The sequence below is a fragment of the Bradyrhizobium sp. LCT2 genome, from assembly GCF_009931255.1.
Taxonomy (GTDB): Bacteria; Pseudomonadota; Alphaproteobacteria; order Rhizobiales; family Xanthobacteraceae; genus Bradyrhizobium; species Bradyrhizobium diazoefficiens.
In genome coordinates this window covers 4,757,572-4,784,078 of sequence record NZ_CP034432.1, presented here as the reverse complement: position 1 = coordinate 4,784,078, position 26,507 = coordinate 4,757,572, and the positions used below count along the sequence as shown (strand labels likewise).

Genomic DNA, 26,507 nt, shown 5'->3' with positions numbered 1-26,507 from the left:
AATAAGGGCTGGACCGACAACGACAACAAAGACAAATTGGGGGGATGCGGTGGTCGATGTGACGTCACAAGTGTCGGTGCAAACGACTGCCGCGGCAAAGCCCTCGGCGCGGCGCTATTACGTGCTGGGGCTGCTCACCGTCATCTACGCGCTGAACTTCCTCGACCGCACGATCTTCAACGTCCTGATCGAGCCGATCAAGAAGGAGTTTGCCCTCAGCGACACCATGATGGGCCTGCTCGCAGGCTTCGGCTTCGCGCTGTTCTACTCCCTGCTCGGCATCCCCATCGCGCGCGCCGCCGACCGGCTCAACCGGCGCAACATCGTGGCCGTGGCCTTCGCGTTCTGGAGCGCGATGACGGCGCTGTGCGGCGCGGCCTCGAGCGTGACCTCGCTGGCGCTGGCGCGCATCGGCGTCGGCATCGGCGAATCCGCGGGCTCGCCCGCCTCGCAGTCGATCGTCGCCGATCTCTTTGCCAAGAACGAACGCCCGCGCGCGCTCGGCATCTACGCCATCGGCACCTATCTCGGCGTCTTCCTCGGCTATTTCGTCGGCGGCTACGTCAACCAGCACTATGGCTGGCGGATGGCGTTCTACGTCGCCGGCCTGCCGGGCATCCTGCTCGCGGCTATCCTGTGGCTGACGATCTCGGAGCCGAAGCGCGGCGCGATGCAGGAGAGCTTCGTGCCCGAGCCGCTCGGCCCGACGCTGCGCTTCCTGGCCTCGCAGCGGAGCTTCATCATCGTGCTGATCGGCTTCTGCCTCACCACCTACACCAACTACGCGACCGCGGCGTGGATCCCCCCGTTCCTCGCGCGCGTGCACCACCTGTCGAGCGCCGAGATCGGCACCTATGCCGGCACCTTCAAGGGGCTCGCCGGAATGGCCGGCACCCTGCTCGGCGGCTTCGTGGTGGCGCAAGTGAGCCGCGGCGACGACCGCTGGAAGCTCTGGGCGCCCGCGATCACCTCAGGTCTCGCCGGTCCGGTGTTCGCGCTGTGCATGCTGACGCAGGATTTCGCGATGATGGTCGCGATGCTGGCGCTGACCTCGTTCCTGGTCGGCTTCCATCTCGGGCCGATCTTCGCGATCGCGCAGACCGTGGCAAAGCCGAGCATGCGGGCGCTGGCCTCCGCGCTGATCGCGCTCACCGCCACCTGCTTCGGCCAGGGCGTCGGCCCGCTGGTCGTGGGCATGGTCAACGATGCCCTGAGGGGCAGCTATGGTGCGGACGCCGTGCGTTATTCCCTGCTCTCGGCGGCGGTCACGACCACGTTGGGCGCCCTGCTGTTCGTCTGGGCGGCCCGCACCATCCGGGACGATATCGGCCGGGCCGCAGCCTGAGACCAGTTTCGGCCATAAGCCTGGCGAAACCAACCCGGCTTATTAATGAAACCATTTTGCGGAACCCGCGAAACCATCCGGAAACAGATGGTCCTTAAGACATGAGCCCATAGACGGCGGCAAAGCCCGTCGGGAGGCTCAGATGAACCACTCAATTCACTCTGCTGATCGTGCGACCCACCTGAAGATCGTGGTGGTGGCGCTTGTGGCCGGCATTGCGGTGGCCGGCTTCGGGATCGCGGCCCGCACCAATGCCGATTACAGCCAGACCGCCCAGTCGACCCACGTGGTCAAGGCCGGCAAGGCTGTGGTGGTGACGAGCGCGGGCACGTCGGAGATTCGCTGACGGCGAAAAGGTTCGATTTGACCCCCAACCGGCCGCCCTCGGGCGGCCTTTTGATTTTCAGCCGTCGACTGAAGGTGGCCTGCCAAGCCTTTGAAATGTCAAGGGTGTATTCTATAGCTCGACGAGCCGGCAGACTGCGCCAAAGTCAGTCGGCCCGGTAGCTGCCGCAGCAATGCTTGAATTTCTGCCCCGAGCCGCAGGGACAGGGATCATTCCGGCCGGCATCGGCCTGCCCGTAGCGCAGCCGGTTCAATATCTTGCTGTTCTGTTCGAGGATCATCTTGCGGCGCGCCTCCTGCACCTCGATGACCGCCGCATTGTCGCCGGTATCCCAGAACGCCTGCGGCTTCAGGTGGGCGAGCTTGCCGCTGACATAGACGGGGTAAAACCAGCCGAGCGTTCCGTCGCGCAGGCGCTGCAGCGTCGTCAGGTCGTAGAGGAAGAAACCTGCCTCCAGCAGCGTCGCGTTGATGTCCTGGAAGTCGTCGATGTCGGCCTCGCACACGACGACGCTGCAATTTTCGAGCACGTAACGCGCGCCCTTCAGCGCGGCCTTTTCGGCGCCCTGCACGTCGAGCTTGAGCAGGAACGGCGGCTCGAGCGACAGTTCCTTGACCAGCGCATCGAGTGTCGTCGCCGGCACCTTGACCTTGCTCTTGATCAGGTCGTTGAGCCGCGCCCAGTAGAGATCGCCCGCCGGGCGCACGGACGACCAGTAGGGATGCACCGACTCGGTGATCTCGATCTCACCCTCATGGTCGGTGATGGCGCAGATCCGATAGTGCCCGCCAAGCACCTCCTTGATGGCCTTCAGGGAGTTCTCATAGATCCGGTTGGCATCAATGTTGAGCGGCACCGCACCACCGAGCCGTGACAGGTGGTTAAGAACGAAATGCCCATCGGCACAGCCAAGGTCGATCACGGCCCCGTACCGCACGCCCTTGGCGAACAAATTTTGCAGCGTTGCGCTGAAATCGGCTGCCTGCATTGGATTGATCCGAATGAGAGCGGTTTGACCGGTCGTCGGCGGTCTGGCGGGTTGCACAATGTGTTGCACACCGCTTGTTGCGGGCAAGATCGGAAACACGAAAAAATCGAAAATAACGACCACCCGCTCGCCGATCGTCGCATACGCGCTTTGCTCCGCTGGCGGTTTGCCAGGGAGGGTTTCTATTCAGCGATTAAGTTATTGATTTCCGCCATAAAATGGCGCGAGAGACGGGGCTCGAACCCGCGACCTCCGGCGTGACAGGCCGGCGCTCTAACCAACTGAGCTACTCCCGCGTGGCGCACAGATGTCCGCGGAACGAGGGGGGACTTAAAGGCCGGGCTTGGTGAAGTCAAGGACGTTGCATCCACAGCCTGAAGGAGCGGATATCCGCCGGTGGCGCGCAGGAACGTGACCCGGCCGCGCCGGGCGGCGTAGTCAGTCCGGTCCCGAATCGTCTACGCCTCCGGGAACCTGCGGGGTCCGGGGGCGGTCTCCCCAGCCACCGGCAAGAATCGAGGAGGCCAGACATGGCGAAGAAGGCAGCCGCTCCCGCCACCATCACCCTCAAGCACCTCGCCGCCGACATCGCGGAAAGCCAGGACCTGTCGAAGAAGCACGCCGAGGCCGTCCTCACCGACATGGTCGAGCTGATCGCCAAGCACCTGAAGAAGGGCGACCGCGTCCGGATCGTGGGGCTGGGCATCCTCCAGGTCCGCAAGCGCGCGGCCCGCACCGGCCGCAATCCCGCCACCGGCGAGCCCATCCACATCAAGGCCAGCAAGAAGGTCGCCTTCCGCCCGGTCAAGGAACTGAAAGAGGCGATCTGAGGTGACTGTTCGTTAAGCCTGATCGAAGCTCGTTCCGGCCGCAACGTGGCCCTCTTTTCTGATATACCGCCTGCTCCCCCTGACCCCCGGCGGTTTGACCAGAAATGTCCTCACTCATCTTCACGCATACCGTGACCGAGCGCTTCCTGCGCTACGTCACCATCGACACCCAGTCCGATCCGGAATCCCCCAGCTCGCCCTCGACCGAGAAGCAGAAAGACCTCGGCCGCGTCCTCGTCACCGAGCTGAAGGCCATGGGCGTCGCCGACGCCCATCTCGACGACTACGGCTACGTTTACGCAACGATCCCGGCCAACACCGACAAGAAGGTGCCGGTGATCTGCTTCTGCTCGCACATGGACACCTCGCCCGACGTCACCGGCAAGGACGTGAAACCGCAGGTCGTAAAGAACTATCGCGGCGGCGACATCACCCTGCCGGGCGATACCAGCCAGGTGATCCGCTTCGCCGAGCATCCCGCGCTGAAGAACCAAATCGGCAACGACATCATCACCACCGACGGCACCACGCTGCTGGGCGCCGACAACAAGGCCGGCGTCGCCGAGATCATGGATGCCGCGCATTTCTTCATCAACAACCCCGATGCGAAGCACGGCACCCTCAAGATCCTGTTCACGCCGGACGAGGAAATCGGCCGCGGCGTCGACAATGTCGACATCAAGAAGCTCGGCGCCGATTTCGGCTACACCATGGACGGCGAGACCGCGGGCTCCGTCGAGGACGAGACCTTCTCGGCTGATGGTGCCACCATCACCATCAACGGCGTCAGTGCCCATCCGGGCTATGCCAAGGGCAAGATGGAGCACGCGATCAAGATCGCGGCAGCCATCGTCGAGCGACTCCCGAAGGAAGGCTGTTCGCCCGAGACGACGTCAGGCAAGCAGGGCTTCCTGCATCCAATCGGCATCGACGGAGCGCTGGAGCAGGCGACGCTCTCCTTCATCGTGCGCGACTTCACCGAGGAAGGGCTGAAGGAGAAGGAGGTCCTGCTCGAGAACATCGTCAAGGATGTGATGAAGGACTATCCGCGCTCGACCTACAAGTTCGAGGTCAAGGAGCAGTACCGCAACATGAAGCAGGTGATCGACCGTCACCCGCACATTCTCGAATACGCCATCGAGGCGATCCGCCGCGCCGGCCTGCGCCCGATGCGCACCGCGATCCGCGGCGGCACCGACGGCTCGCGCCTGTCCTTCATGGGCCTGCCCTGCCCCAACATCTTCGCGGGCGAGCACGCGTTCCATTCGCGCCTGGAATGGGTCAGCCGGCAGGACATGGAAAAGGCGGTGCAGACGATCGTGCACCTCGCCATGATCTGGGAGGAGAAAGCGTAGGCGCGCGGCTAATCTCGGCGCGCGAAATAATTCCAAGCCCTAGGGAACGTTGGCGATCCAAGTCCCAAGGACGAAGATTGTGAGCACAAAGGCCTCAGCCGGTCAGCCCCGGGCTGGGGCCTTTTCGCGTCTCGATTGCGCCCGGGACCAGCCTGCCCCTCAGGCGGTCGCAGCAGCTTGGCCGCCGCGATACTCCGCCCACGCTTGCCGCAGGATCTGCAAAGATGAGGTGAGGAAAATTCCCGCCATCACGGCGGCAACAGCGAGATCAGGCCATGCCGTTCCGGTACCGAATACGCCAACGGCAGCAATCATCACAATGACGTTGCCGACCGCGTCATTGCGCGAGCAGAGCCATACCGACCGCACGTTGGCGTCGCCGTCCTTGTAGCGCGCGAGCAGGAGAACCGAGGTCAGATTCGCCGCCAGCGCGGCCAGGCTCATCGCTCCCATCAGCTCCGCACGGGGAAGCCCCAGGATCAGGGTCTGATAGACCGTTGATCCGAACACCCAGGCTGCCATCGCGCTGAGCGACACCCCCTTGAACAGTGCGGCGGTGGCCCGTGTCTTGAGGCTCGCGCCGATGACCGAAAGGCTCAAGCCGTAGGTGACTGTATCGGCCAGGAAGTCGAGAGCGTCGGCCTTGAGAGCCTGCGAGCCGGCCAAGTGGCCCGCCACCATTTCGCTCACGAACATCGCCGCGTTGATGGCGATGACGGTCCACAATATGCGCTTGTATCGTGGATCAAGCCCGTCGAAGACCGGAACACCTGCCGAGCAGCAGTCGGCGCAGCCCGACGTGGCGACCTCCTCCACGCGGGGTTTGGCGGCCTTCTCGCAGCACGCGTCGTGTGAGCAGCAGGACTCTTCAGGCACTCCAGGCTCCCTCCGGCGTCCCATTTTACCATGCGCCTGTAACGATGGCGATCTTCCAGGCGCGGTTCCACAATTGCCTCGGCCTCTAGTCCCTACGAACGAAGTCATCCCAATCCGCGTTGCGGACCACTCGATCGACCCCTCGCACCGTTTGCCTTGGAGGAGGAAAATGAGAATCTTGCGAACTGACTGTAACCAAGTCGGCAATACGAGCGAACTATAGCCATGTGGGTATGACGACCACGGAAACCGAGCTCAAGGCACTCATGCTTGCCAGCCAGGATGGCGATGCTGCGGCGCATCGCATGCTGCTTGAGCGGCTGAGCCGCCATTTGCGCGCCTATTACAAGGGCAAGTTCGCGAAAATAGGCCGAGGCGTGGCGGAGGCCGAGGATCTGGTTCAGGAGGCCGTGCTGGCGATCCACCTCCAGCGACACACCTACGATCCGCAGGAGCTGTTAACGCCCTGGGTGCACGCGATCGCGCGCTACAAGCTGATCGATTTTCTCCGCCGAAACCGGGCCTCGGTTACCGACGTGCCGATCGACGAGGCGGGCGACGTCATTGCCAATGACGATAACCTCAGCGCCGAGAGCAGCTTCGATCTCAGGCGGTTGCTCAAACACCTGCCGGAAAAGATGCAATGCGCGATCGAGGCCGTGAAACTCGACGGGCTGAGCGTCGCTGAAGCGGCACAGCGCTGCCACATCTCGGAATCGGGCGTGAAGGTCAATATTCACCGCGGGCTGAAGACCCTGGCGGCGTTGATCGCACAGAGGACGCAAACATGAAGACGGACGAGCTGATCAGCGCGCTCAGCGCGGGTGTCGAACCGGTCAACCGGCGACAGGTCAACCGCAGCGTCGGCACTGCGCTTGTGGTTGGAATGGCCGTTGCAATCGGAGTCACGTTCTTGGCACTCGGTGTCCGCACCGACTTGACCACGCCACGCACCCTGATTTTTCTGTTCCTGAAGATCGCATTCGCGTTCGGCACCACAGGCGCGGCGGCGGTCTATCTGGCACGGCTGGCGCGGCCTGGCGGGGAACGAAGGGTATCCCCGGGCCTCGCCGCACTGCCCTTTGTGGCGATCCTCCTGCTTGCCGGCATCAGCCTTGGGCAGGCGCCGAGTTCACACTGGGACAGGATGGTGATGGGCGATCAATGGCTCGAATGCCTCATCTCGATTCCGATCATCGCGATTGTCCCGTTTGCCGTCGTCATCTGGGCTGTGCGACAGGCGGCTCCGACCAATCTGGTCCGTACCGGCGCCTTCAGCGGGCTCGTCGCAGGTGGCATGAGCGCGATGGCCTATGCGCTTCACTGCACCGACGACTCGCTGCCCTTCGTCGCGCTCTGGTATGGCGGTACGATCGTGCTGTGCACCCTCGCAGGCGCATTGTTGGGACCCCGGCTGTTGCGCTGGTGAGAGGCTGCACTCACGTCGGCGTGAGCCTGTAACCGACTCGCGGATGGCTCCGAACTCCTCAGAAGAAGCGCAACAGAGGCGCTTCCGCGAAAATCATGGAGCCGGAACTATGTTGACGAAGAGCCTTCTCGCACTCACGCTTCTCTTGGCCGTCTCGGCCAGCGCCCATGCGGGCTCGACCATTTCCGACAGGAGCTATTGGCCGAATGAGGCCAGGCAAACCTCGCAATCCAGAACGTTTGTCCTACGTCAAGGCCCGTATTCCGCGTTGGCCTATGATCGACAAGCTCCTACGCTGCCCGCCACCGCACCGGCGGGCGGCGCATCCGGATGGCGTTATCAGGGAGGCCCCAAATCCCATTAGGATTGCGCAATAACATGGTACTCCGCGATCGCTCGAAACGGTTAACCACCAGCGCTCCCTGCTCTCACACTTGTGAACCGGGGGACTTTCCAGTGTTGCCACCGTGTGAGAGTGTCGCGCAATGATGGCTTGTCGCATCCTCAGGCTCGTGCTCGCGGTCCTCGTGACCGCAGGGCTGATGGTTGCGCCGCTGGTGACGCCAGCAGCGGCGGAGCCTCTGATGGCTAGCGACATGCAGATGACCGGCGCACAGGACATGTCGGCGGACATGCCGTGCTGCCCCGACGAGCAGAACAGCAAGCAATGCCAGGACTGCCCGCTCCTCGCGATCTGCATGCTGAAGGCGTTGCAGGCAGGACCTGTCGTCGCGACCGCCATCCGCTATGCGCGTCCTCTCGCGCTGCTTCGGCCGCTCGATGATGCCATCGGCGACGGCCTCACCCGCCCACCTCCGGATCATCCCCCTCGATCGATCGTCTGACAGGCGCTCCGCCGCCTGGTGAACATGCGTGCCGCAATCGGCGCGCATGGCTGCATACCGTCTTGCGACGCGTCACGTCGTTGCGTGCGACTCCATCAGACCCATCGAGGAAATTGAAATCATGACAACGTCCCACGTCGCGCGCGCCGCCATGGCCGCGCTGATCGCAACCGCGTTTGCGACCTCCGCACGCGCCGAAATCAAGAACTATGAATTCCAGCTCATGCAGCCGACCGTCAAGGCCGGCGCCGATCGCATCGTGGCGGTACGGCTGGTCAACAAGACCTCCGGCAAGACCGTGCCGGATGCCGTGGTCTTCGCCAGCCGGCTCGACATGGCGCCCGACGGCATGCAGGAGATGGCCACCAAGGTCACGCCGATGCCGGGCACCGAGCCCGGCACCTACCGTTTCAAGGCCACCTTTGGCATGGCCGGGCGCTGGCAGCTCTCGCTTGGCGCCAAGGTGCAGGGCGAAAGCGGCACGGTCGAAAACAAGCTCGTCGTCACGGCCGAGCAATGAGCAAGAGCCGCCTCATCGGCACTACCGCTGCGCTTGTCGCAGCGGTAGGCGCCGCGCTGTTTGCCGGCAGCTTTTTGCCGGCGAATGGCGATCCGATTTTGTCCGCAGCGAATGCGGCGGATACGGCCGCCCCGCTCTATTATCAGGATCCGGACGGCAAGCCGCTCTATTCGCCGACGCCGAAGAAGACCGAGGACGGCCGCGACTACGTCGCCGTACCGGCGCCGTCCGATGCCGACGAGCCTAAAGGCGAGCACAAGGCCGATCGCAAGATCAAATATTACCGCAACCCGATGGGCCTGCCCGACACCTCACCAGTGCCGAAGAAGGATTCGATGGGGATGGATTACATCGCCGTCTATGACGGCGACGACAGCGACGACGGTTCGGTCAAGCTGTCGCCCGGCAAAATCCAGCGCAGCGGCGTCAAATCGGAGCCTGCCGAACTACGGCGGCTGCGGACGCTGGTGCGCGCGCCCGGCACTATCCAGCTCGACGAACGCCGGATCTCGGTCATCGCCATGCGCGCCGAGAGTTTTGTGCAGAAGGTTGCCGACGTCACCACCGGAAGCCGCGTGACCAAGGGGCAGTCGCTGATGGAGATCTACAGTCCGGCCGTATCGTCCGCAGCGGCCGAATATCTCGCGACCATCACCTCGAAGACGACCGCGGGCATCGAACCCTACGGCCGGGGCTCGCGGCAGCGGCTGGTCAATCTCGATGTCCCCGAACCCGTCATCGCCGAGATGGAGAAGAGCCATGCGGTGCCGATCACCATCCAATGGTCGTCGCCGCGTGACGGCATCGTGCTCCAGCGCAACGCCATCGACGGCATGCGCGCCCAGCCCGGCGACATCCTGTTTCGCATCGCCGATATCTCGCTGGTGTGGGCCAATGTCGACGTCGCCGAGCGCGACCTCGGCGGCATTGCCGTCGGCCAGCCCGTGACGGTGCGGGCGCGCAGCTATCCCGATCGGGATTTTGGCGGCCGGATCAGCGTCATCTATCCGCAGCTGAACAAGGAGACGCGCACGGCGCGGATACGGATCGAACTCGCCAACGACGATCTCGCGCTGCTTCCCGACATGTATGTCGATGCCGCAATCGATACCGGCAATCCGGCGCCGGTGCTCAGCGTGGCCGAAAGCGCGGTGCTCGACACCGGCAGCCGGCAGGCCGTCCTGGTCGACAAGGGACAGGGCCGCTTCGAGCCGCGCGAGGTCAAGCTCGGGCGGCGGGGCGACGGCTATGTCGAGATCCGCGACGGGCTTGCCGAGGGCGACGTCATCGTCACCTCCGCCAACTTCCTGATCGATGCCGAGAGCAACCTCAAGGCGGCCCTCAAAGGACTCGCCGAAGGCGGCAACGCCCAAGGCACTAACGCGCAAGGCACTGATGCGCACGGCGGCCACGCGATGGGAGGCAAGCCATGATCGCGCGCATCATCGCCTGGTCGGCACGCAACCTGCTGCTGGTCCTGTTCGGCACCGGCTTTGCCGCCGCGGCCGGCCTCTATGCCTTGCTCCATCTGCCGCTGGACGCCATTCCAGACCTCTCCGACACCCAGGTCATCGTCTACACCGAATATCAGGGCCAGGCGCCCCAGGTGATCGAGGATCAGGTCACCTATCCCCTCACCACTGCGATGCTGACGGTGCCAAGGTCGAAGGTGGTGCGCGGCTTCTCCTTCTTCGGCGTCTCCTTCGTCTACGTCATCTTCGAGGACGGTACCGACATCTACTGGGCCCGTTCGCGCGTGCTCGAATTCCTCAACGGCGCCGCGTCGCGGCTGCCCGCCGGCGTCACGCCCACGATCGGGCCCGACGCCACCGGCGTCGGCTGGGTCTACCAATATGCGGTGATGTCCAAGGAATTGAACCTTGCTGAGACGCGGACGATCCAGGACTGGAATCTGAAGTTTGCGCTCGCCAAGGCGGAAGGCGTGGCGGAGATCGCGAGCATCGGCGGCTTCGTGCGGCAATACAACGTCATCCTCGATCCGCAGCGCATGCGCGACCTCGGCATCACCATGCAGAAGATGCGCGATGCCATCCGCGCCAGCAATGCCGACGTCGGCGGCCGCACCGTCGAGCTTTCCGAGTTCGAATATGTCATTCGCGGCAAGGGCTATCTGAAAAGCGTCGACGACATCGGCAACATCGTGCTGAAGACCGACAACGGAACGCCGGTCAAGCTGCGCGACGTCGCCCGCGTCGAGCTCGGACCGGACGAGCGGCGCGGCATCGCCGAGCTCAACGGCGAGGGCGAGGTGGCGAGCGGCATCGTGCTGCAGCGCTTCGGCATGAACGCACTCGACGTAATCGAGGGCGTCAAGAAGCGATTCAGGGAGATCGCAACCAGCCTGCCGAAATCGGTCGAGATCGTTCCGGTCTACGACCGCTCCAACCTGATCAAGGCCGCGATCGAGACGCTCCGGCATACGCTGCTCGAGGAGAGCATCGTGGTGGCGCTGGTCTGCATCGTGTTCCTGCTGCATGTCCGCAGCGCGCTGGTTGCCATCCTGATGCTCCCCGTCGGGGTGCTGATGGCGTTCGGGGCGATGAAGCTGCTCGGGATCGGCTCCAACATCATGAGCCTCGGCGGCATCGCGATCGCGATCGGCGCCATGATCGACGCGGCGATCGTCATGATCGAGAACGCGCACAAGCATCTCGAGCGCGCCGCGCCCGGCCATTCGCGGGTGGCGATCCTGATCGAGGCCGCCGCCGAGGTCGGCCCGGCGCTGTTCTTCAGCCTGCTGATCATCACCGTCTCGTTCATGCCGATCTTCACCCTGGAATCGCAGGAGGGCCGGCTGTTCAGCCCGCTCGCCTTCACCAAGACCTTCGCGATGGCGGCGGCGGCGCTGCTGTCGGTCACGCTGGTGCCGGCGCTGATGGTGATCTTCGTCCGCGGCAGGATCATCCCGGAGCACAAGAACCCGATCAACCGCTTCCTGATCTGGATCTACCGGCCGGTGATCTCAGGCGTGCTGCGGGCGCGGATCCCAGTGATCCTGCTCGCGCTTGGCGTGCTCGCCGCCTCGATCTGGCCGGCAGGCCGGCTCGGCTCCGAGTTCATGCCGAACCTCAACGAAGGCACCCTGCTCTACATGCCGACGACGCTTCCCGGCATTTCCGTGACCAAGGCGGCCGAGCTGATGCAGACCCAGGACCGCATCATCCGCTCGTTTCCGGAAGTCGCCTCAGTCTACGGCAAGGCCGGTCGTGCGGCAACCGCGACAGATCCGGCGCCATCGGAGATGTTCGAGACCATCGTCGACCTCAAGCCGAAGGAGCAGTGGCGCGCCGGCGTGACGATCGACAGCCTGATCGCCGAGATGGACAAGGCGCTGCAGTTTCCGGGCGTCTCCAACGCCTGGACCATGCCGATCAAGGCGCGCATCGACATGCTCTCGACCGGCATCCGTACCCCCGTTGGCATCAAGGTCATGGGCACCGATCTCGCCGGGATCGACAAGGTGGCCCGGCAGATCGAGCAGGTGCTCAAGGCGGTGCCCGGCACCTCCTCGGCCTATGCCGAGCGGAGCCTCGGCGGCTACTATCTCGAGATCACGCCGGACCGCGAGGCGCTGTCGCGTTACGGCATCATGGTGCAGGACGTGCAAGACACGATTGCGACCGCGCTCGGCGGCCAGACGGTGACGACGACCGTCGAGGGCCGGCAGCGCTTCACCGTCAACATGCGCTATCCGCGCGACCTGCGCGACAATCCGAAGGCGATCGCCAGCGACATCCTGGTGCCGATGCCGGGCGGCGGCGCCGTCCCGCTCGGCGAGGTCGCAAGCGTCACGCCGGCGCGCGGGCCGACCTCGATCCGGACCGAGAACGGCCAGCTCGCCACCTACATCTATGTCGACATCCGCGACCGTGACCTCGGCGGCTATGTCGCCGATGCGAGGGCCGCGGTGCAGGCGAGCGTCCAGTTCCCATCAGGCTATTACGTGGTCTGGAGCGGGCAATACGAATATCTGGAACGCGCCACCGCGCGGCTGAAGATCGTGGTGCCGGTGACGCTGCTGATCATCTTCCTGCTGCTCTACCTCAACTTCCGCTCGATCACCGAGACCATGATCGTAATGCTCTCCCTGCCCTTCGCCCTCGTCGGCGGCCTGTGGCTGATGTGGTGGCTCGGCTTCAACCTCTCGGTCGCGGTCGCCGTCGGCTTCATCGCGCTCGCGGGCGTGGCGGCCGAGACCGGCGTGGTGATGCTGATCTATCTCAACCACGCCCTTGCCGAAACCGAAGCGCGCTGCGCGCGCGCCGGACGCGTCCTGACCCGCGACGATCTCGACAAGGCGATCATGGAAGGCGCGGTCGAGCGCGTCCGCCCGAAAATGATGACCGTGGTTGCGATCATGGCCGGCCTGCTGCCGATCATGTGGAGCAGCGGAACGGGATCGGAGATCATGCAGCGGATCGCCGTGCCCATGATCGGCGGCATGATCTCGTCGACGCTGCTGACGCTGATCGTGATCCCCGCAATCTTCGGCCTGGTGAAGGGCTTCGGGCTCCGTACGGGCGATGGGGCTGTCGCGTCGGAGCAAATTCCGGAGGCCGCCGAATGAGCTCGTAATCCCCCGGAATGTTGCGCCCCGGTCGCACTCGCATCATGAGGTGCGGCTGCGACGTTGAGTTCCCCACACGTAACACTATTGCGGGTCGACACTGTTCCCGCTGCCATGCTAGGCCAGCCGAACCGACAGCGAGAGTGAATTCGTGGTCCTGAATCGCCGGCCCTTCAGACGGAGTACCACGCGCCATTGGCGCGGGCTCGTGGCTGTGTTCGTCGCGGTCGTGTATCTGCTCTCGGGCGCGCTCCACGGGGCCCACGACATCGATGTGACCAGCCCGTCCGGCGGCTCCGAGATCGCGGCGATGCTCGACCACGGCGCGGCCGGCCATGGCGATCATAAGGCGCTTGCCGGCCATCACTGCCACGGCTGCTTCTCCATCGCTGTCGTGCAACCGGTGCAGCCGGAAGCCGCGGCCGATGTAATGGCAGCGCCGGTCCCGCAGCGGCAGCCGGCGCTCGCCGGCATCGCGCCCGATACGGCATCCCCGCCCCCCAAGCACCTGACCTGAACGGATCAGCCGGGCGCCCCATCGCGCCCATCGGTTCTCCTTCACAGGTTCTGTTCATGTTTTGCAGGCGACTGGCTGCGCGCATCGCGTGCGCGCTGGCTATTCTCATCAGCCCACCCCTGGTGCTGACGTCACACGCCCAGACGCTGACCATGCGCGCGGCGCTCTCGCGCGCGCTGGCCGCGAGCCCGCGCCTGACGGCGGCGGAGCGCGACGTCGGCATCGCCACCGGTCAGCGCATCCAGGCCGGCGCGCTCCTCAATCCGGAACTGTCCTATGAACAGGACAATTCGTTCGGGTCGGGCATCTATCGCGGCACGAAATCGGCCGAGACCACCCTCCAGATCAGCCAGGCCTTCGAGCTGTTCGGCAAGCGCGACGCCAGGATCGCGGCCGGACAGGCCGGCATCGAGGTCGCCGCGATCCAGCGCAAGGCCGTCAGGTTGGAGGTGCTGTCGGAAACCGCGATCGCCTTCCTCAGCGTGCTCGGCGCGCAGCGGCGGATCCAGATCCTCGACGAGCAGATCGCCGCGATCGACCGGCTGACGCCGCTGCTCCGCCGCCGCGTGGAAGCCGGCGCCTCCTCTCCGGCCGAGACCGGCCGCGCCGAGGTCGCCTCCGCCCTGGTGAAGGCCGACCGCGAGCGATTCAAGGCGACGCTGGCAAGCGCCCGGCGCGAGCTCGCGGTGCTGATGGGCGATCCCTCTGCGAAATTCGGCGAGGTCTCCGGCCGGCTCGACACCACGGGGCGCCCGCCGACGTTCCAGTCGGTGGTCGCCGCCATCGATGCCAATCCGCAATTGGTGCGCTGGACGGCGGTCTTTGCCCAGCGCAATGCCGAACTATTGATGGCGCGGCTCAAGCCCTATCCGGACGTGCGGATCGCGGCCGGCTGGCGCCATTTCAACGAAACCAATGACGATGCGGCGCGCCTCACCGTCTCGGTGCCGATACCCGTGTTCGACCAGAACCAGGGCAACATCCTCTCAGCGCAGGAAAGCCTCGCCAAGACCGGGGCCGAGCGCGAGGCCAACCGCAACACGCTGATCGTGATTGCGGGCCGCGCCTATGACTCGCTCCAGGGCTCGCTGCGCGAGCTCGCGGTGCTGCGCGAGATCGCCATCCCCAAGGCCACTGAGGCTGCGGAAGCGATCTCGCAAGGCTACGGCCAGGGCCGCTTCTCCCTGCTCGAAGTGCTCGACGCGCAAGCGAGCGTGACCCAGGCGCGGCTGCGCGAGCAGGAAGCGCTGCAGAATTTCCATGCCGGTGTGGCGACCATCGAAGGCCTCGTCGGCAATCCCTTTGCGCTGGCCCGGGAGGGCGCTCGATGAAGACATCCTCCACAATCCTCGTCGCGATCGTGACCGCAGCGCTCGGTGCCTATGGCTACGCCATGCTTGCAGCGCCCAAGGTCGCACCGACCGAACATGCCGCGGACAAGAAGCCGGAGAAACCAAACGACCACGTCGAGCAGGACGAGCATGGCGCCGACCGCATCCGCATCTCCGACGTCAAGCTCGCGGCCGCCGGCGTGACGCTGGCGGAAGCCGCGGGCGCCACGCTGACCGACACGCTGGCCTTCAACGGTATCCTGCGCGCCAATCAGGAAGCCGTGGTGCAGGTGACACCGCGCTTTCCGGGCGTCGCCAAGTCGATCCAGAAGCGCATCGGCGACAAGGTCGCCAGGGACGACCTGCTCGCCGCGATCGAGAGCAATCAGAGCCTCACGGTCTATGAGCTGAAGGCGCCGATCGCCGGCACCATCATCGAGCGGCAGATCTCGCTCGGCGAATACGCCTCCGAGCAGAAACCGGCCTTCGTCGTCGCCGACCTCTCCAGCATCTGGGTCGACCTGTCGATCTACCGGCAGGACCTCCGGCGCGTCCGCCTCAACGACGAGGTACTGATCGACCCCGACGATGGCCGCGGCGAGATCAAGGGCGCGATCTCCTACATGGCGCCGATCGGCTCGAGCGAGACCCAGACCGCGCTGGCGCGCGTGGTGCTGCCAAATCCCGACGGCCGGCTCCGCCCCGGCCTGTTCGTCACGGCGCGGCTGATCCTCGCCGCACGCAACGTCGCAGTTGCCGTGCGGCGAAGTGCGATCCAGACGCTGGAGAACAAAACCATCGTGTTCGTCCGCGAGGACGGCGACAAGATCGAGGCACGTCCGGTCGAGCTCGGCGATTCCGATCCGAAATTCGTGGAGATCCGCGCAGGCCTTTTGGCCGGCGAGCGCTACGTCGCCGAGAACAGTTTTGTGGTCAAGGCGGAGATGGGCAAGGGAGACGCCGACCATGATTGACGCCCTCCTCGCCTTCTCCATTCGTCAACGATGGCTCGTCGTTCTGTTCGCGCTCGTCGCCGGCGGCTTCGGCGCCTGGAATTTCACCCGCCTGCCGATCGACGCGGTGCCCGACGTCACCAACGTCCAGGTCCAGATCAACACGCGCGCGCCGGGCCTGTCGCCGCTCGAAGCGGAGCAGCGCATCACCTTCCCGATCGAGACCGCGATGGGCGGCCTGCCCAGGCTCGACTACACCCGCTCGATCTCGCGCTACGGCCTGAGCCAGGTCACCGTCGTGTTCCAGGACGGCACCGACATCTACTTCGCGCGCCAGCTCGTCAACGAGCGCATCCAGCAGGCAAAGGACCTGCTGCCTGCAGGCACCGAGGTCGCGATGGGGCCGATCTCGACCGGGCTCGGCGAGATCTATGTCTACTCGGTCGAGGCCAAGGCCGGCGCGAAGTCACCGACCGGCGCCGAGTTCACGCCGACGGAACTGCGCACCATCCAGGACTGGATCATCAAGCCGCAACTGCGCACCATCCCCGGCGTGATCGAGGTCAACTCGATCGGCGGCTATGAGCGGCAATTCCACGTGCTGCCGATCCCCGGCCGGCTGATGGCCTACAAGCTCGGCTTCCGCGACATCATGACGGCGCTGGCCGCCAACAACGCCAATGTCGGCGCCGGCTATATCGAGCGCAACGGCGAGCAATATCTCGTCCGCGCACCCGGCCAAGTCGCCAATATCGAGGACATCAGGGACATCGTGATCGGCTCGCGCGGCGGCGTGCCGGTGCGCATCCGCGACGTCGCCGACGTCCAGGAAGGCCAGGACCTGCGCTCGGGCGCCGCGACCACCAACGGCAGCGAAACCGTCCTCGGCACCGCCATGCTGCTGATCGGCGAGAACAGCCGCACCGTAGCCCAGCGCGTCAAGGCGAGGCTCACGGAGATCGCGAAATCGCTTCCCGACGGCGTGATCGCGCGCGCCGTCTACGACCGCACGCATCTGGTGGAAGCGACCATCCAGACCGTCGAGAAGAACCTCGTCGAAGGCGCGGCGCTAGTGATCGCGGTGCTGTTCCTGATCCTCGGCAACATCCGCGCCGCACTGATCACGGCCTGCGTCATCCCGCTGTCGATGCTGTTCACGATATCAGGCATGGTCGAGAGCAAGGTCAGCGCCAATCTGATGAGCCTCGGCGCAATCGACTTCGGCATCATCGTCGACGGCGCGGTCATCATCGTCGAAAACTGCCTGCGGCTGCTCGCTGCCGAGCAGCACCGGCGCGGCCGGCTGCTGTCGCTCGAGGAACGGATGGAGACGATCCGCGCCGGCAGCAGCGAGGTCATCAAGCCGAGCCTGTTCGGCACGCTCATCATCGCCGTGGTCTACCTGCCGGTCCTGACCCTGACGGGGACCGAAGGCAAGATGTTCACGCCGATGGCCCTGACCGTGCTGATGGCGCTCGCGGGCGCGGCGCTGTTGTCGATCACCTTCGTCCCGGCCGCGGTGGCGATCTTCGTCACCGGCAGGGTCTCGGAGACGGAAAACCTCTTCATGCGGACCGCCAAGCGGTTCTATGTGCCGCTGCTCGACCGCGCCATCCGCTACCGCGGCAGCGTCGCGTTTGGCGCCGTCCTGATCGTCGCCGGCAGCGTCTTCGCCGCGACACGCATGGGCGGCGAATTCATCCCGAGCCTCGACGAGGGCGACATCACCATCGAGACCATCCGGATTCCCGGCACCAGCCTGACCCAGAGCGTCGACATGCAGATTCGGCTGGAGAAGGCGGTCAAGCAAGTGCCGGAGGTCGCGACCATCTTCTCCAAGGTCGGTACCGCCGAGATCGCCAACGACCCGATGCCGCCGAACGCCGCCGACACCTATGTCACGCTCAAGCCGCGCGAGGAATGGCCCGATCCCGCCAAGCCGAAGAACGAGGTGATCGAGGAGATCGAACGCGCCGCCAACACCCTGCCCGGCACCGCCTATGGCATGACCCAGCCGATCCAGATGCGCTTCAACGAGCTCATCGCCGGCATCCGCAGCGACGTCGGCGTCAAGATTTTCGGCGACGATCTCGACGTGCTCGCCGGCATCGCCCAGCAGGTCAACGGCGTGGTCCGCGGCATCGAGGGCGCCGCCGACGTCAAGACCGAGCAGGTCGCGGGCCTGCCGATCCTCACCGTCAAGCTCGATCGCCAGGCGCTGTCGCGCTATGGCCTCAGCCTCAGCGAGGTGCAGAACCTCGTCGAGATCGCGATCGGCGGCAAGCCGGTCGGCAAGCTGTTCGAAGGCGATCGCCGCTTCGACATCGTGGTCCGGCTGCCGGAAAGCCTGCGTGCCGACCCTGACACGATCAAGTCGCTGCCGATCCCGCTGCCGCCGGGCGAAGACGTCGCGGCCGTCACGAAGACCGCCTGGCCGGGGACATCGGGAACGACGCCGCGCTACGTGCCCCTCTCTTCCGTTGCGGCAATCGAGATCGCGCCGGGTCCCAACCAGATCAGCCGCGAGAACGGCAAGCGCCGCGTCGTGGTGATGGCCAACGTTCGCGGGCGCGATTTGCGCTCCTTCGTCGCCGAGACGCAAGCCGCCGTCGCGGAGAAGGTCAAGCTGCCGCCGGGCTACTGGATCGGCTGGGGAGGCCAGTTCGAGCAGCTGGTCTCGGCCACCAAGAGGCTGACCATCGTGGTGCCGGTGGCGCTGCTGCTGGTGTTCCTGCTGCTGTTCATGGGCATGGGATCGGCGGCGGATGCGGCGCTGGTGTTCTCCGGCGTGCCGCTGGCTCTGACGGGCGGCGTCGCGGCGCTCTTGCTCCGCGGCATCCCGCTGTCCATCAGCGCCGGCGTCGGCTTCATCGCGCTGTCGGGCGTCGCCGTGCTCAACGGCCTCGTCATCATCGCCTTCATCGAGCGGCTGCGCAGCGAGGGACGATCCGTTGCGGAGGCCGTGCGCGAGGGCGCGCTGACCCGGCTGCGCCCGGTGCTGATGACCGCGCTGGTCGCCTCGCTCGGCTTCGTGCCGATGGCGCTCGCCACCGGCGCCGGCGCCGAGGTGCAGCGGCCGCTCGCAACCGTGGTGATCGGCGGCATCATCTCCTCGACCGTGCTGACGCTCCTTGTGCTGCCGGCGCTCTACATGCTGTTCCGGCGTGACGTGGCACGCGAAACGCCTACAATGGCGGCTGATTTGGCAGCGTCCGGGGAGCGCTAGGTTTGGGCAACCACGACCACCACGGCGATCACCATCATGACGATGCAGGTCACGAGCATGATCATTGCCATGGTCGTGGTCTTGGCCACGCGCATGTCCATGCGCCCGCCAGTTTCGGCAAGGCCTTCGCGATCGGCATTTCGCTCAACACTGCGCTGGTCGTGGCCGAGGCGGTCTATGGCTATATCGGCAACTCCACCGCCCTGCTCGCGGACGCCGGCCACAATCTCTCCGACGTGCTCGGCCTGGTCGTGGCGTGGGGCGCCGCAATCGCGGCGCGGCGCGCGCCGAGCGGACGCTTCACCTACGGCCTGCGTGCCTCGACCATCCTGGCGGCACTGGCCAATGCCGTGTTCCTGCTGGTCGCGACCGGCGCGATCGGCTGGGAGGCGATTTTACGCCTGCGCGAGCCGGAGCCGGTCGCGGGGGTGACCGTGATGGTGGTCGCCGGCATCGGCATCCTCGTCAACGGTTTCACCGCCATGCTGTTCGCGAGCGGTCGCAAGGACGACATCAACATCGAGGGCGCCTATCTGCACATGGCCGCCGACGCCGCCGTCTCGCTCGGCGTCGTCGTCTCGGCGGCGCTGATCATCTGGACCGGCTGGCTCTGGCTCGACCCCGTCACCAGCCTCGTCATCTGCGCCGCCATTCTCTGGAGCACGACCAGCCTGCTCCGCGGCTCCATCGACATGTCAATGGCGGCCGCCCCCAAGGGCACCGACCTCGCCGCGATCAGGGCGCTCCTGCTGGCGCGCCCGGGTGTGTCCGCGATCCACGATCTGCACGTCTGGCCGATCTCGACCACCGAGACGGCGCTGACCTGCCATCTCGTCATGCCCGCAGGTAGCGGCGATGCGTTCCTGATGGAGACCGCACAGATGCTGAAGACATCCTTCCGCATCGGCCACACCACGCTTCAGGTGGAGACGCATCCGGATAATGGCTGTGCGCTGGCGCCGGATGACGTGGTGTGAAGAGGCATTTGCTCAGCTTCAACTGCGCACAACGGCGTCGAGCAGCGAGCGCTACGACGCCTTCGCCGTCACGATCCAGATCGCGCCCTGAAGTGCCACCGACTGTCCCTTCAAAAACGGCGCGAGCATTTCGCGGATCGAGGCCTTAGCGGCCTCATACGTCTCCGGCGGATGCCCTTGCAGCGCACGGCTGGCCGGGCCGATCTGGAGCGCGCCGTCGACGGCGGCCTCGAGCCCACCGCCGATGGCGATATCCATCGCGAGATTGTGCGGCTCCATCGCCACATCGACGAAGCCCGCCCCTTTCAGGATGCGCATCACGCGCTCTTCGGATGCGAAGGCGAACGGGCCCGGCTCCTCCGGCCCGACCGGCGGCATTTTGGGCACGTGCTTGTAGACCGCCATCAGCGGCGCCATCATCCACGGGTTCTCCTTCGGCTCACGCCAACAGGCGAAGGCGAGCCGCCCGGACGGCTTCAGCGCGCGACGAAGGTTGGTGAAGGACGCAATGGGATCGGCGAAGAACATCACGCCGAAGCGCGAGGCCAGGAGGTCAAAGCTCGCCGGCTCGAACGGATGTACCGTCGCATCCGCCAGCACGAAATCGAGCGGCAGGCCCTTTGGCGCCAGCGCACGCGCCTGCGACAACATGGGGTCGGAGACATCGAGGCCGAGCGCGAAGCCATCAGGCGCCACCGCCTTCGCAAATGCCACCGTCGTTGCGCCGGAGCCGCAGCCGACGTCGATCACGCGCTCGCCCGGCTTCGGCCCGGCGCGATCGATCAGGACATCCGCGATCGGCCCGAGCAGCCTCTCCTGCACCGCATGTCGATCGGCCCAGCGTTGCCCGCTGGGGCCGTTCCAATAGGCGATCTGGTCGACATTCTGCTCGTGTCCGCTGGGTTGCTGCATCGGGACCTCATCGCGCACTCACGCGCCGTTCAGCCCATATCACGAACCGAAGGTACGGCCCATTCAAATTGAAGGTCGGACGGGCACCGCTTGGATGCTTGTGCCTGGAGCCTACGAGTTCGGCCAGGGCAGTTGGGCCTTGAGCTTCTCGCCAAGCAACTCCTCGCCGCAGGCGCTCAGATGATCGGGATCGCTGAACGTCAGACAATCGCCGGTCAGCAGGAAATACTGATCGACCTTGAGCACGTCGTAGAATGACAGATACTTGAAGGTCTGTGGCCCTTCGGCGACTTCCTTGGCAATCTCGGCGTCCAGCGCCTTGAAATGATGGAGCGAGACGGGATTCATCCTGAACGCGTCCCTTGCGATTGACGGCGGATCGCGGAAGTTGACCCGTGCTTCGACAAAGGGACCGAGCCACACGATCTTCGCCAGCGGCGCGATCGTCCGCAGATAGTTGATCGTGAAGGCGACCTTCTCGTAATTGATGAGATATCCCGTCTTCCACTCGAACAGGTGGTGGTTTTCCGAATTGCCTTCCAGGTCGGTCAGAAGGTGAGCTCCCGACACGTTGAAGACGATCCCGCGCACGGAAGCTCCGTTGCGATCGAGGAAGCCCTTGAGCCTGGAATACGGACAGGCATCGCTGTCGTTCCACGCACGGCAGCCTTCGTCGACCAGACCGACGACGAACTCGCCGGGGCTCGCCTTGGCCACCGCATTGTAGACGTTCTCGCCGTGGGAATCGCCGACGACCATGATGGCCGGGCCAAACTTCTCGGCACAGGATCGAAACCGCGCCTCGAACGCCTCGTCCGGACGGGGAGACCAGAACTGGCAGCCGCGGTCGATCAGCCGGGCCTTGATATCGCGCAAGCCATACTGCTTGATGAGCGCATAGGCCCGCTGGGTCGCCATGTCGTTGCGGGCGAGATAGCTGTTCTCGAGCCCGCCGGTGAAGATGCCGACCAGGCCGAGGCCGGCCAGTCCCGCGGAGGCAGCACCGCAATAGGCGAACACCTCGTTCCGGGTGAACCGCTTGCGGTCGCGCACCGGGCGCTCGACCAGCACGTAGGTCAGGTAGGCCAGGAGCAGCGCAATCGCCGAAAGGCCGATGAAGACCGGGATATTGGCCTCATAGATCGCGCCGAGCCGCGCAAGCGCAAACACGGGCTGATGCCAGAGATAGGCGCTGTAGCTGATCAGGCCGATGCCAACGAGGCCGCGCGTCGCAACGATGCGGCCCGATAGCGTATCGGGTCGCAGGAACACGATCGCCAGCGCCGTGCCGAGTGTCGGCGGCAACGTGTAAACGCCGGGATAGGGAATGTTGTGATAGGTGAAGATCGGAATCGCGATCAATGCAAGACCGAGCAACGCAAGCGGCTCGGCGAGCCGGCGCGGCAGGCGCCGCGCTTCGGTCTCGATGCGGCACAGCGGCAGCAGCGCACCGATCAAAAGCTCCCAATACCTTGCCGGCAGGAGGTAGAAGGTCGCTGCCGTCGCGTGACGCGATCCCCAAACAGCGAGAGCGAAGCTCAGTACAGCGGTCGCGACAAACAACGCGATGGCGTGACGTCGACCGAGCTTGAGCAACAAGAACAGCGCGATCGGAAAGACCAGATAGAACTGCTCTTCGACCGCAAGGCTCCAAGTATGGACGAGTGGCTTGAGCTCGGTCGGCCCGTCGAAATATCCGCTTTGCGACCAGAAGAAGAAGTTCGAAACGAAACCGCAGACCGAGAGCAGGCTCCTGGCGAACTCCTCGAGATCGCGCGGGCTCAGCGAATAGATGGCGAACGGAATGCTCGCAAGGCAGACCAGGAACAAGGGCGGCAGAATGCGCCGGGCGCGCCGCTCGTAGAAGCCGACGAAGCTGAAGCCGCCATTTTCATATTCGTCGAGGATGATCGACGTGATCAGATAGCCGCTGATCACGAAGAAGACGTCGACTCCGACAAAGCCGCCCGAGAATCCGGGAACCCCGGCATGATAGAGAATGACAGGCAGGACCGCGATCGCTCGCAGGCCGTCGATCTCCGGTCGGTAGGGCAGCTTGGTCGGCATATGGCCGGCGTCGGATCCAGGTGGTGCTTGGCAGGGCAGCCGCTCTACGCGTCCCAGTTCGGGCCGATATGCCCGACACGAAGACCGGCCGCAAGCACAAGATGCAGCCGGAACCGATGGCCGTCGGCTCGGTGCTGCCCGCTCGGCCCGTTCCAATTGACGAGGCAGTACCCGAAAAACGCGTTGGTGGGCGGTCACGGATTCGAACCGCGGACCCTCTCGGTGTAAACGAGATGCTCTAACCAGCTGAGCTAACCGCCCTCGCCGCCTCTTTATCCCTACCCGCCCTCGGTGAGCAAGTACGGAACATCAATCCTGCGGCCTCCCCGGCAGCCCCGGCACGGCGTCGATCCACACTGCCGCCGACTGGCACCAGATCTGTCGGCTGGGCCTCAGAGCGTCGCGCTGGCGGATGCTGCCCCAGCGGATGCCCCAGTCGTCGGCCTGGTCGCCCTCGCCGCTGGTGAACAGCGGGGAACCACAGTCGGCGCAAAAATGCTGGAAGCGCATCCGGCCGTTGTCGCCGCGCTTGCCGTAGATTTTTGGCGTGCCGCCGGTGAGCTTGACGTCGCCGGCGGAACAGATCGCGGTGACCCGGAACGGTGATCCCGTCAGCGTCTGGCAGTCCTGGCAATGGCAGACCGAGACCGCCTCGGGGTCGATCTCGGCTTCAAAGGTGATCTGCCCGCAATGGCATTGCCCGTCGATCTGCATCGCCCTCGTTCCCTTGCATCAAAGCAAAAACGGCGCCCGAAGGCGCCGTTTTATCATCTTTCGCTGGAGCTCAGTGAGCGGTCAGGCCACCGGCGGCTTCGTCGCCGTCCGGCTTCACCGTCACCTTGGTGTCCTCTTCCCAGACGATCGGCACCGGCTTCTTCACCAGCGCCCTGGCGACGACGTCATCCAGCCGCGAGACCGGGATGATCTCCATGCCGCCCTTGATCGCATCGGAGATCTCCGTGAGATCCTTGGCGTTGTCCTCGGGGATCAGCACCGTCTTGATGCCGCCGCGGGCAGCAGCCAGCAGCTTCTCCTTCAGACCGCCGATCGGCAGCACGCGGCCGCGCAGCGTGATCTCGCCGGTCATCGCGACATCGTGGCGGACCGGGATTCCGGTCATGACCGAGATGATCGCGGTGGCCATCGCCACGCCCGCCGACGGACCGTCCTTCGGCGTCGCGCCTTCCGGCACGTGCACGTGGATGTCGCGCCGGTCGAACAGCGGCGGCTCGATCCCGTAGACGATCGCGCGCGAGCGGACGTAGGACGCCGCCGCCGAGATCGATTCCTTCATCACGTCGCGCAGGTTGCCCGTGACCGTCATCTTGCCCTTGCCCGGCATCATGACGCCTTCGATGGTCAGCAGCTCGCCGCCGACATCGGTCCAGGCAAGGCCGGTGACGATGCCGACCTGCGGCTCGCTCTCGATCTCGCCGAAGCGGTACTTCGGCACACCCAGAAGCTCTTCGAGCGACTTCTCGGTGACCTTGACCGACTTCTTCTTGGAGATCATCAGCTCCTTCACCGCCTTGCGGGCGAGTGTGGAGAGCTCACGCTCCAGGTTACGCACGCCCGCTTCGCGGGTGTAGCGGCGGATCAGCAGCAGCAGCGCGTCGTCGTCGATCGAGAACTCCTTGGAGTCCAGGCCGTGCTTGGACACCGCGTTCGGGATCAGGTGCTTGCGCGCGATCTCGACCTTCTCGTTCTCGGTGTAGCCCGCGATCCGGATGATCTCCATGCGGTCCATCAACGGTCCCGGAATATTGAGCGTATTCGCGGTCGTGATGAACATCACGTTGGACAGATCGTAGTCGACCTCGAGATAGTGGTCGTTGAAGGTCCCGTTCTGCTCGGGGTCGAGGACCTCGAGCAAAGCCGAGGACGGATCACCGCGGAAGTCGGCGCCCATCTTGTCGATCTCGTCCAGCAGGAACAGCGGATTGGACGACTTCGCCTTGCGCATCGACTGGATGATCTTGCCGGGCATCGAGCCGATATAGGTGCGGCGGTGACCGCGGATCTCGGCCTCGTCGCGCACGCCGCCGAGCGAGACGCGCACGAACTCGCGTCCGGTCGCCTTCGCGATCGACTTGCCGAGCGAGGTCTTGCCGACGCCGGGAGGTCCGACGAGGCACAGGATCGGTCCCGTCAGCTTGTTGGCGCGCGACTGCACCGCGAGATACTCGACGATACGTTCCTTGACCTTCTCCAGACCGTAGTGATCGGAGTCCAGGATGGCCTGCGCCGATTCCAGGTCCTTCTTGACCTTGGACTTCTTGTTCCACGGGATCGACAGCAGCCAATCCAGGTAGTTGCGCACGACGGTCGCTTCCGCGGACATCGGCGACATCTGGCGCAGCTTCTTCAATTCGTGCTGCGCCTTCTCGCGCGCTTCCTTGGAGAGCTTGGTCTTGGAGATCTTCTCTTCGAGATCGGCGAGCTCGTCGCGACCGTCGTCGTCGCCGAGTTCCTTCTGGATCGCCTTCATCTGCTCGTTGAGATAATACTCGCGCTGGGTCTTCTCCATCTGGCGCTTGACGCGCGAGCGGATGCGCTTCTCGACCTGGAGCACCGAGATCTCGCTCTCCATCAGGCCCAGCACCTTTTCGAGGCGCGTGGTGACCGACAGCGTCTCCAGGATGCCCTGGCGATCCGCGATCTTGACGGCGAGATGGGAGGCGACCGTGTCGGCGAGCTTGGCGAAATCGGTGATCGCCTGCACCACGCCGACGACCTCGGCCGAGATCTTCTTGTTGAGCTTCACATAGCTCTCGAAGTCGGACACGACCGAGCGTGCCAGCGCTTCCGCCTCGACCGACTTCGCATCGGTATCGGCGAGCGCAATCGCGGTCGCTTCATAGTAGTCGGCGCGATCGGTGTATTTCTGCACGCGCGCACGCTCGAGCCCTTCGACCAGCACCTTCACGGTGCCGTCGGGAAGCTTCAAGAGCTGGAGCACGCTGGCAAGCGTACCGGTCTCGTAAATCGCATCGGGCGCCGGATCATCGTCGGACGCGTTCTTCTGCGTCGCGAGCATGATCAGCGCGTCGTTCTTCATCACCTCTTCGAGCGCGCGGATCGACTTCTCGCGGCCGACGAAGAGCGGCACGATCATGTGCGGGAAGACGACGATGTCGCGCAAGGGAAGCACGGGATAAGCGTGCGTTTCGCCATGGACGATGGTTGGCCTGGGTTTTGGATTAGTCATGGCCTTTTCCTTTTGCTTTGCCCCCTTGCACGCAGCCCGCCATGCTCATGCGCAACCGCCACAAGGTGCCGAGGTGATCCACAAAACCAGTCTACCATTCCAAGGGTGGACCGGGCTTGCCGGATCGGAACTGAGGCGAATCTTGAAGAGAATTCACGCTCGCCGCCGACATTAGGTGGCTATCGACCGGGGGG

At 64.9% G+C, this 26,507-nt stretch carries 20 protein-coding genes, 2 tRNA genes and 1 pseudogene; 15 read left to right on the top strand and 8 right to left on the bottom strand.

Features of this window, described 5'->3' with window-relative positions:
- The first annotated feature begins 49 nt into the window (after positions 1-49).
- Positions 50-1,345, top strand: a complete 1,296-nt coding sequence (locus EI171_RS23120; RefSeq protein ID WP_161534767.1) for an MFS transporter — start codon at positions 50-52, stop codon at positions 1,343-1,345.
- A 142-nt stretch (positions 1,346-1,487) separates the two neighbouring features.
- Complete coding sequence (locus EI171_RS23115; protein WP_161534766.1) at positions 1,488-1,691, top strand: hypothetical protein; 204 nt, start codon at positions 1,488-1,490, stop codon at positions 1,689-1,691.
- A gap of 145 nt (positions 1,692-1,836) precedes the next feature.
- On the opposite strand, the gene EI171_RS23110 is transcribed toward EI171_RS23115, so the two are convergent.
- Both EI171_RS23110 and EI171_RS23105 read right to left on the bottom strand, forming a co-directional pair.
- Positions 1,837-2,679 (bottom strand): FkbM family methyltransferase, encoded by an 843-nt coding sequence (locus tag EI171_RS23110; protein ID WP_236842066.1) that lies wholly within the window; start codon positions 2,677-2,679, stop codon positions 1,837-1,839.
- 219 nt (positions 2,680-2,898) lie between these two features.
- Positions 2,899-2,975 (bottom strand) — tRNA-Asp (locus tag EI171_RS23105).
- A 228-nt stretch (positions 2,976-3,203) separates the two neighbouring features.
- Here EI171_RS23105 and EI171_RS23100 point away from each other — a divergent pair.
- Positions 3,204-3,509, top strand: a pseudogene (locus tag EI171_RS23100) (HU family DNA-binding protein); the annotation flags it as partial.
- 104 nt (positions 3,510-3,613) lie between these two features.
- The gene (gene pepT / locus EI171_RS23095; protein ID WP_161534765.1) at positions 3,614-4,864 is read left to right on the top strand and encodes a peptidase T; all 1,251 of its coding nucleotides are present in this window, start codon (positions 3,614-3,616) and stop codon (positions 4,862-4,864) included.
- A 159-nt stretch (positions 4,865-5,023) separates the two neighbouring features.
- On the opposite strand, the gene EI171_RS23090 is transcribed toward pepT, so the two are convergent.
- Positions 5,024-5,740 (bottom strand): cation transporter, encoded by a 717-nt coding sequence (locus EI171_RS23090; protein ID WP_038966301.1) that lies wholly within the window; start codon positions 5,738-5,740, stop codon positions 5,024-5,026.
- Positions 5,741-5,973: 233 nt separating this feature from the next.
- On the opposite strand from EI171_RS23090, the gene EI171_RS23085 reads away from it, so the two are divergent.
- From EI171_RS23085 to EI171_RS23035, 11 genes are all read left to right on the top strand, one after another.
- Positions 5,974-6,531, top strand: coding sequence for a sigma-70 family RNA polymerase sigma factor (locus EI171_RS23085; protein ID WP_028171699.1), 558 nt, complete (start codon positions 5,974-5,976; stop codon positions 6,529-6,531).
- Complete coding sequence (locus tag EI171_RS23080; RefSeq protein WP_011087694.1) at positions 6,528-7,169, top strand: NrsF family protein; 642 nt, start codon at positions 6,528-6,530, stop codon at positions 7,167-7,169. Before EI171_RS23085 ends, EI171_RS23080 begins: the two co-directional genes overlap by 4 nt.
- A 485-nt stretch (positions 7,170-7,654) precedes the next feature.
- Positions 7,655-8,014 (top strand): hypothetical protein, encoded by a 360-nt coding sequence (locus EI171_RS23075; RefSeq protein WP_028171698.1) that lies wholly within the window; start codon positions 7,655-7,657, stop codon positions 8,012-8,014.
- Between the two features lie 121 nt (positions 8,015-8,135).
- A complete protein-coding gene (locus EI171_RS23070) occupies positions 8,136-8,534 on the top strand; it encodes a FixH family protein (RefSeq protein WP_161534764.1) in 399 nt (132 codons plus the stop codon).
- Complete coding sequence (locus EI171_RS23065) at positions 8,531-9,967, top strand: efflux RND transporter periplasmic adaptor subunit (protein ID WP_161534763.1); 1,437 nt, start codon at positions 8,531-8,533, stop codon at positions 9,965-9,967. Before EI171_RS23070 ends, EI171_RS23065 begins: the two co-directional genes overlap by 4 nt.
- On the top strand, positions 9,964-13,122 hold the full coding sequence (locus tag EI171_RS23060) for an efflux RND transporter permease subunit (protein ID WP_011087698.1): 3,159 nt from the start codon (positions 9,964-9,966) through the stop codon (positions 13,120-13,122). Before EI171_RS23065 ends, EI171_RS23060 begins: the two co-directional genes overlap by 4 nt.
- Before the next feature lie 151 nt (positions 13,123-13,273).
- The gene (locus EI171_RS23055; RefSeq protein WP_161534762.1) at positions 13,274-13,639 is read left to right on the top strand and encodes a hypothetical protein; all 366 of its coding nucleotides are present in this window, start codon (positions 13,274-13,276) and stop codon (positions 13,637-13,639) included.
- A 56-nt stretch (positions 13,640-13,695) separates the two neighbouring features.
- Positions 13,696-14,970: a divalent metal ion exporter subunit IhpA gene (gene ihpA, locus EI171_RS23050; RefSeq protein WP_028171693.1), complete on the top strand. Its 1,275-nt coding sequence runs from the start codon at positions 13,696-13,698 to the stop codon at positions 14,968-14,970.
- Positions 14,967-15,944, top strand: a complete 978-nt coding sequence (ihpB, locus tag EI171_RS23045) for a divalent metal ion exporter adaptor subunit IhpB (RefSeq protein ID WP_161534761.1) — start codon at positions 14,967-14,969, stop codon at positions 15,942-15,944. Before ihpA ends, ihpB begins: the two co-directional genes overlap by 4 nt.
- Entirely contained in the window at positions 15,937-19,149 is a 3,213-nt protein-coding gene (ihpC, locus tag EI171_RS23040; protein ID WP_161534760.1) for a divalent metal ion exporter subunit IhpC, read from the top strand. The genes ihpB and ihpC overlap by 8 nt, the downstream gene beginning before the upstream one ends.
- Before the next feature lie 2 nt (positions 19,150-19,151).
- Positions 19,152-20,126: a cation diffusion facilitator family transporter gene (locus tag EI171_RS23035; protein ID WP_161534759.1), complete on the top strand. Its 975-nt coding sequence runs from the start codon at positions 19,152-19,154 to the stop codon at positions 20,124-20,126.
- Between the two features lie 51 nt (positions 20,127-20,177).
- Here the strand turns inward: EI171_RS23035 and EI171_RS23030 are convergent, their stop codons facing one another.
- The 5 genes from EI171_RS23030 to lon all read right to left on the bottom strand — a co-directional run bounded on the left by EI171_RS23030 (position 20,178) and on the right by lon (position 26,313).
- Positions 20,178-21,038 (bottom strand): class I SAM-dependent methyltransferase, encoded by an 861-nt coding sequence (locus tag EI171_RS23030; RefSeq protein WP_161534758.1) that lies wholly within the window; start codon positions 21,036-21,038, stop codon positions 20,178-20,180.
- A gap of 111 nt (positions 21,039-21,149) precedes the next feature.
- A complete protein-coding gene (locus EI171_RS23025) occupies positions 21,150-23,105 on the bottom strand; it encodes an acyltransferase family protein (protein ID WP_161534757.1) in 1,956 nt (651 codons plus the stop codon).
- A 184-nt stretch (positions 23,106-23,289) separates the two neighbouring features.
- Positions 23,290-23,366, bottom strand: a tRNA-Val gene (locus tag EI171_RS23020).
- A 48-nt stretch (positions 23,367-23,414) separates the two neighbouring features.
- The gene (locus EI171_RS23015) at positions 23,415-23,819 is read right to left on the bottom strand and encodes a GFA family protein (RefSeq protein WP_011087706.1); all 405 of its coding nucleotides are present in this window, start codon (positions 23,817-23,819) and stop codon (positions 23,415-23,417) included.
- 70 nt (positions 23,820-23,889) lie between these two features.
- The gene (gene lon, locus EI171_RS23010; RefSeq protein ID WP_011087707.1) at positions 23,890-26,313 is read right to left on the bottom strand and encodes an endopeptidase La; all 2,424 of its coding nucleotides are present in this window, start codon (positions 26,311-26,313) and stop codon (positions 23,890-23,892) included.
- Positions 26,314-26,507: the final 194 nt, after the last annotated feature.

Bases quoted from the DNA above. Each gene is read 5' to 3' on its own strand.
- EI171_RS23115 (WP_161534766.1), top strand. From the start codon at position 1,488: ATGAACCACTCAATTCACTCTGCTGATCGTGCGACCCACCTGAAGATC.
- EI171_RS23110 (WP_236842066.1), bottom strand. From the start codon at position 2,679: ATGCAGGCAGCCGATTTCAGCGCAACGCTGCAAAATTTGTTCGCCAAG.
- pepT (WP_161534765.1), top strand. From the start codon at position 3,614: ATGTCCTCACTCATCTTCACGCATACCGTGACCGAGCGCTTCCTGCGC.
- EI171_RS23085 (WP_028171699.1), top strand. From the start codon at position 5,974: ATGACGACCACGGAAACCGAGCTCAAGGCACTCATGCTTGCCAGCCAG.
- EI171_RS23080 (WP_011087694.1), top strand. From the start codon at position 6,528: ATGAAGACGGACGAGCTGATCAGCGCGCTCAGCGCGGGTGTCGAACCG.
- EI171_RS23075 (WP_028171698.1), top strand. From the start codon at position 7,655: ATGATGGCTTGTCGCATCCTCAGGCTCGTGCTCGCGGTCCTCGTGACC.
- EI171_RS23070 (WP_161534764.1), top strand. From the start codon at position 8,136: ATGACAACGTCCCACGTCGCGCGCGCCGCCATGGCCGCGCTGATCGCA.
- EI171_RS23065 (WP_161534763.1), top strand. From the start codon at position 8,531: ATGAGCAAGAGCCGCCTCATCGGCACTACCGCTGCGCTTGTCGCAGCG.
- EI171_RS23060 (WP_011087698.1), top strand. From the start codon at position 9,964: ATGATCGCGCGCATCATCGCCTGGTCGGCACGCAACCTGCTGCTGGTC.
- ihpA (WP_028171693.1), top strand. From the start codon at position 13,696: ATGTTTTGCAGGCGACTGGCTGCGCGCATCGCGTGCGCGCTGGCTATT.
- ihpB (WP_161534761.1), top strand. From the start codon at position 14,967: ATGAAGACATCCTCCACAATCCTCGTCGCGATCGTGACCGCAGCGCTC.
- ihpC (WP_161534760.1), top strand. From the start codon at position 15,937: ATGATTGACGCCCTCCTCGCCTTCTCCATTCGTCAACGATGGCTCGTC.
- EI171_RS23030 (WP_161534758.1), bottom strand. From the start codon at position 21,038: ATGCAGCAACCCAGCGGACACGAGCAGAATGTCGACCAGATCGCCTAT.
- EI171_RS23025 (WP_161534757.1), bottom strand. From the start codon at position 23,105: ATGCCGACCAAGCTGCCCTACCGACCGGAGATCGACGGCCTGCGAGCG.
- EI171_RS23015 (WP_011087706.1), bottom strand. From the start codon at position 23,819: ATGCAGATCGACGGGCAATGCCATTGCGGGCAGATCACCTTTGAAGCC.
- lon (WP_011087707.1), bottom strand. From the start codon at position 26,313: ATGACTAATCCAAAACCCAGGCCAACCATCGTCCATGGCGAAACGCAC.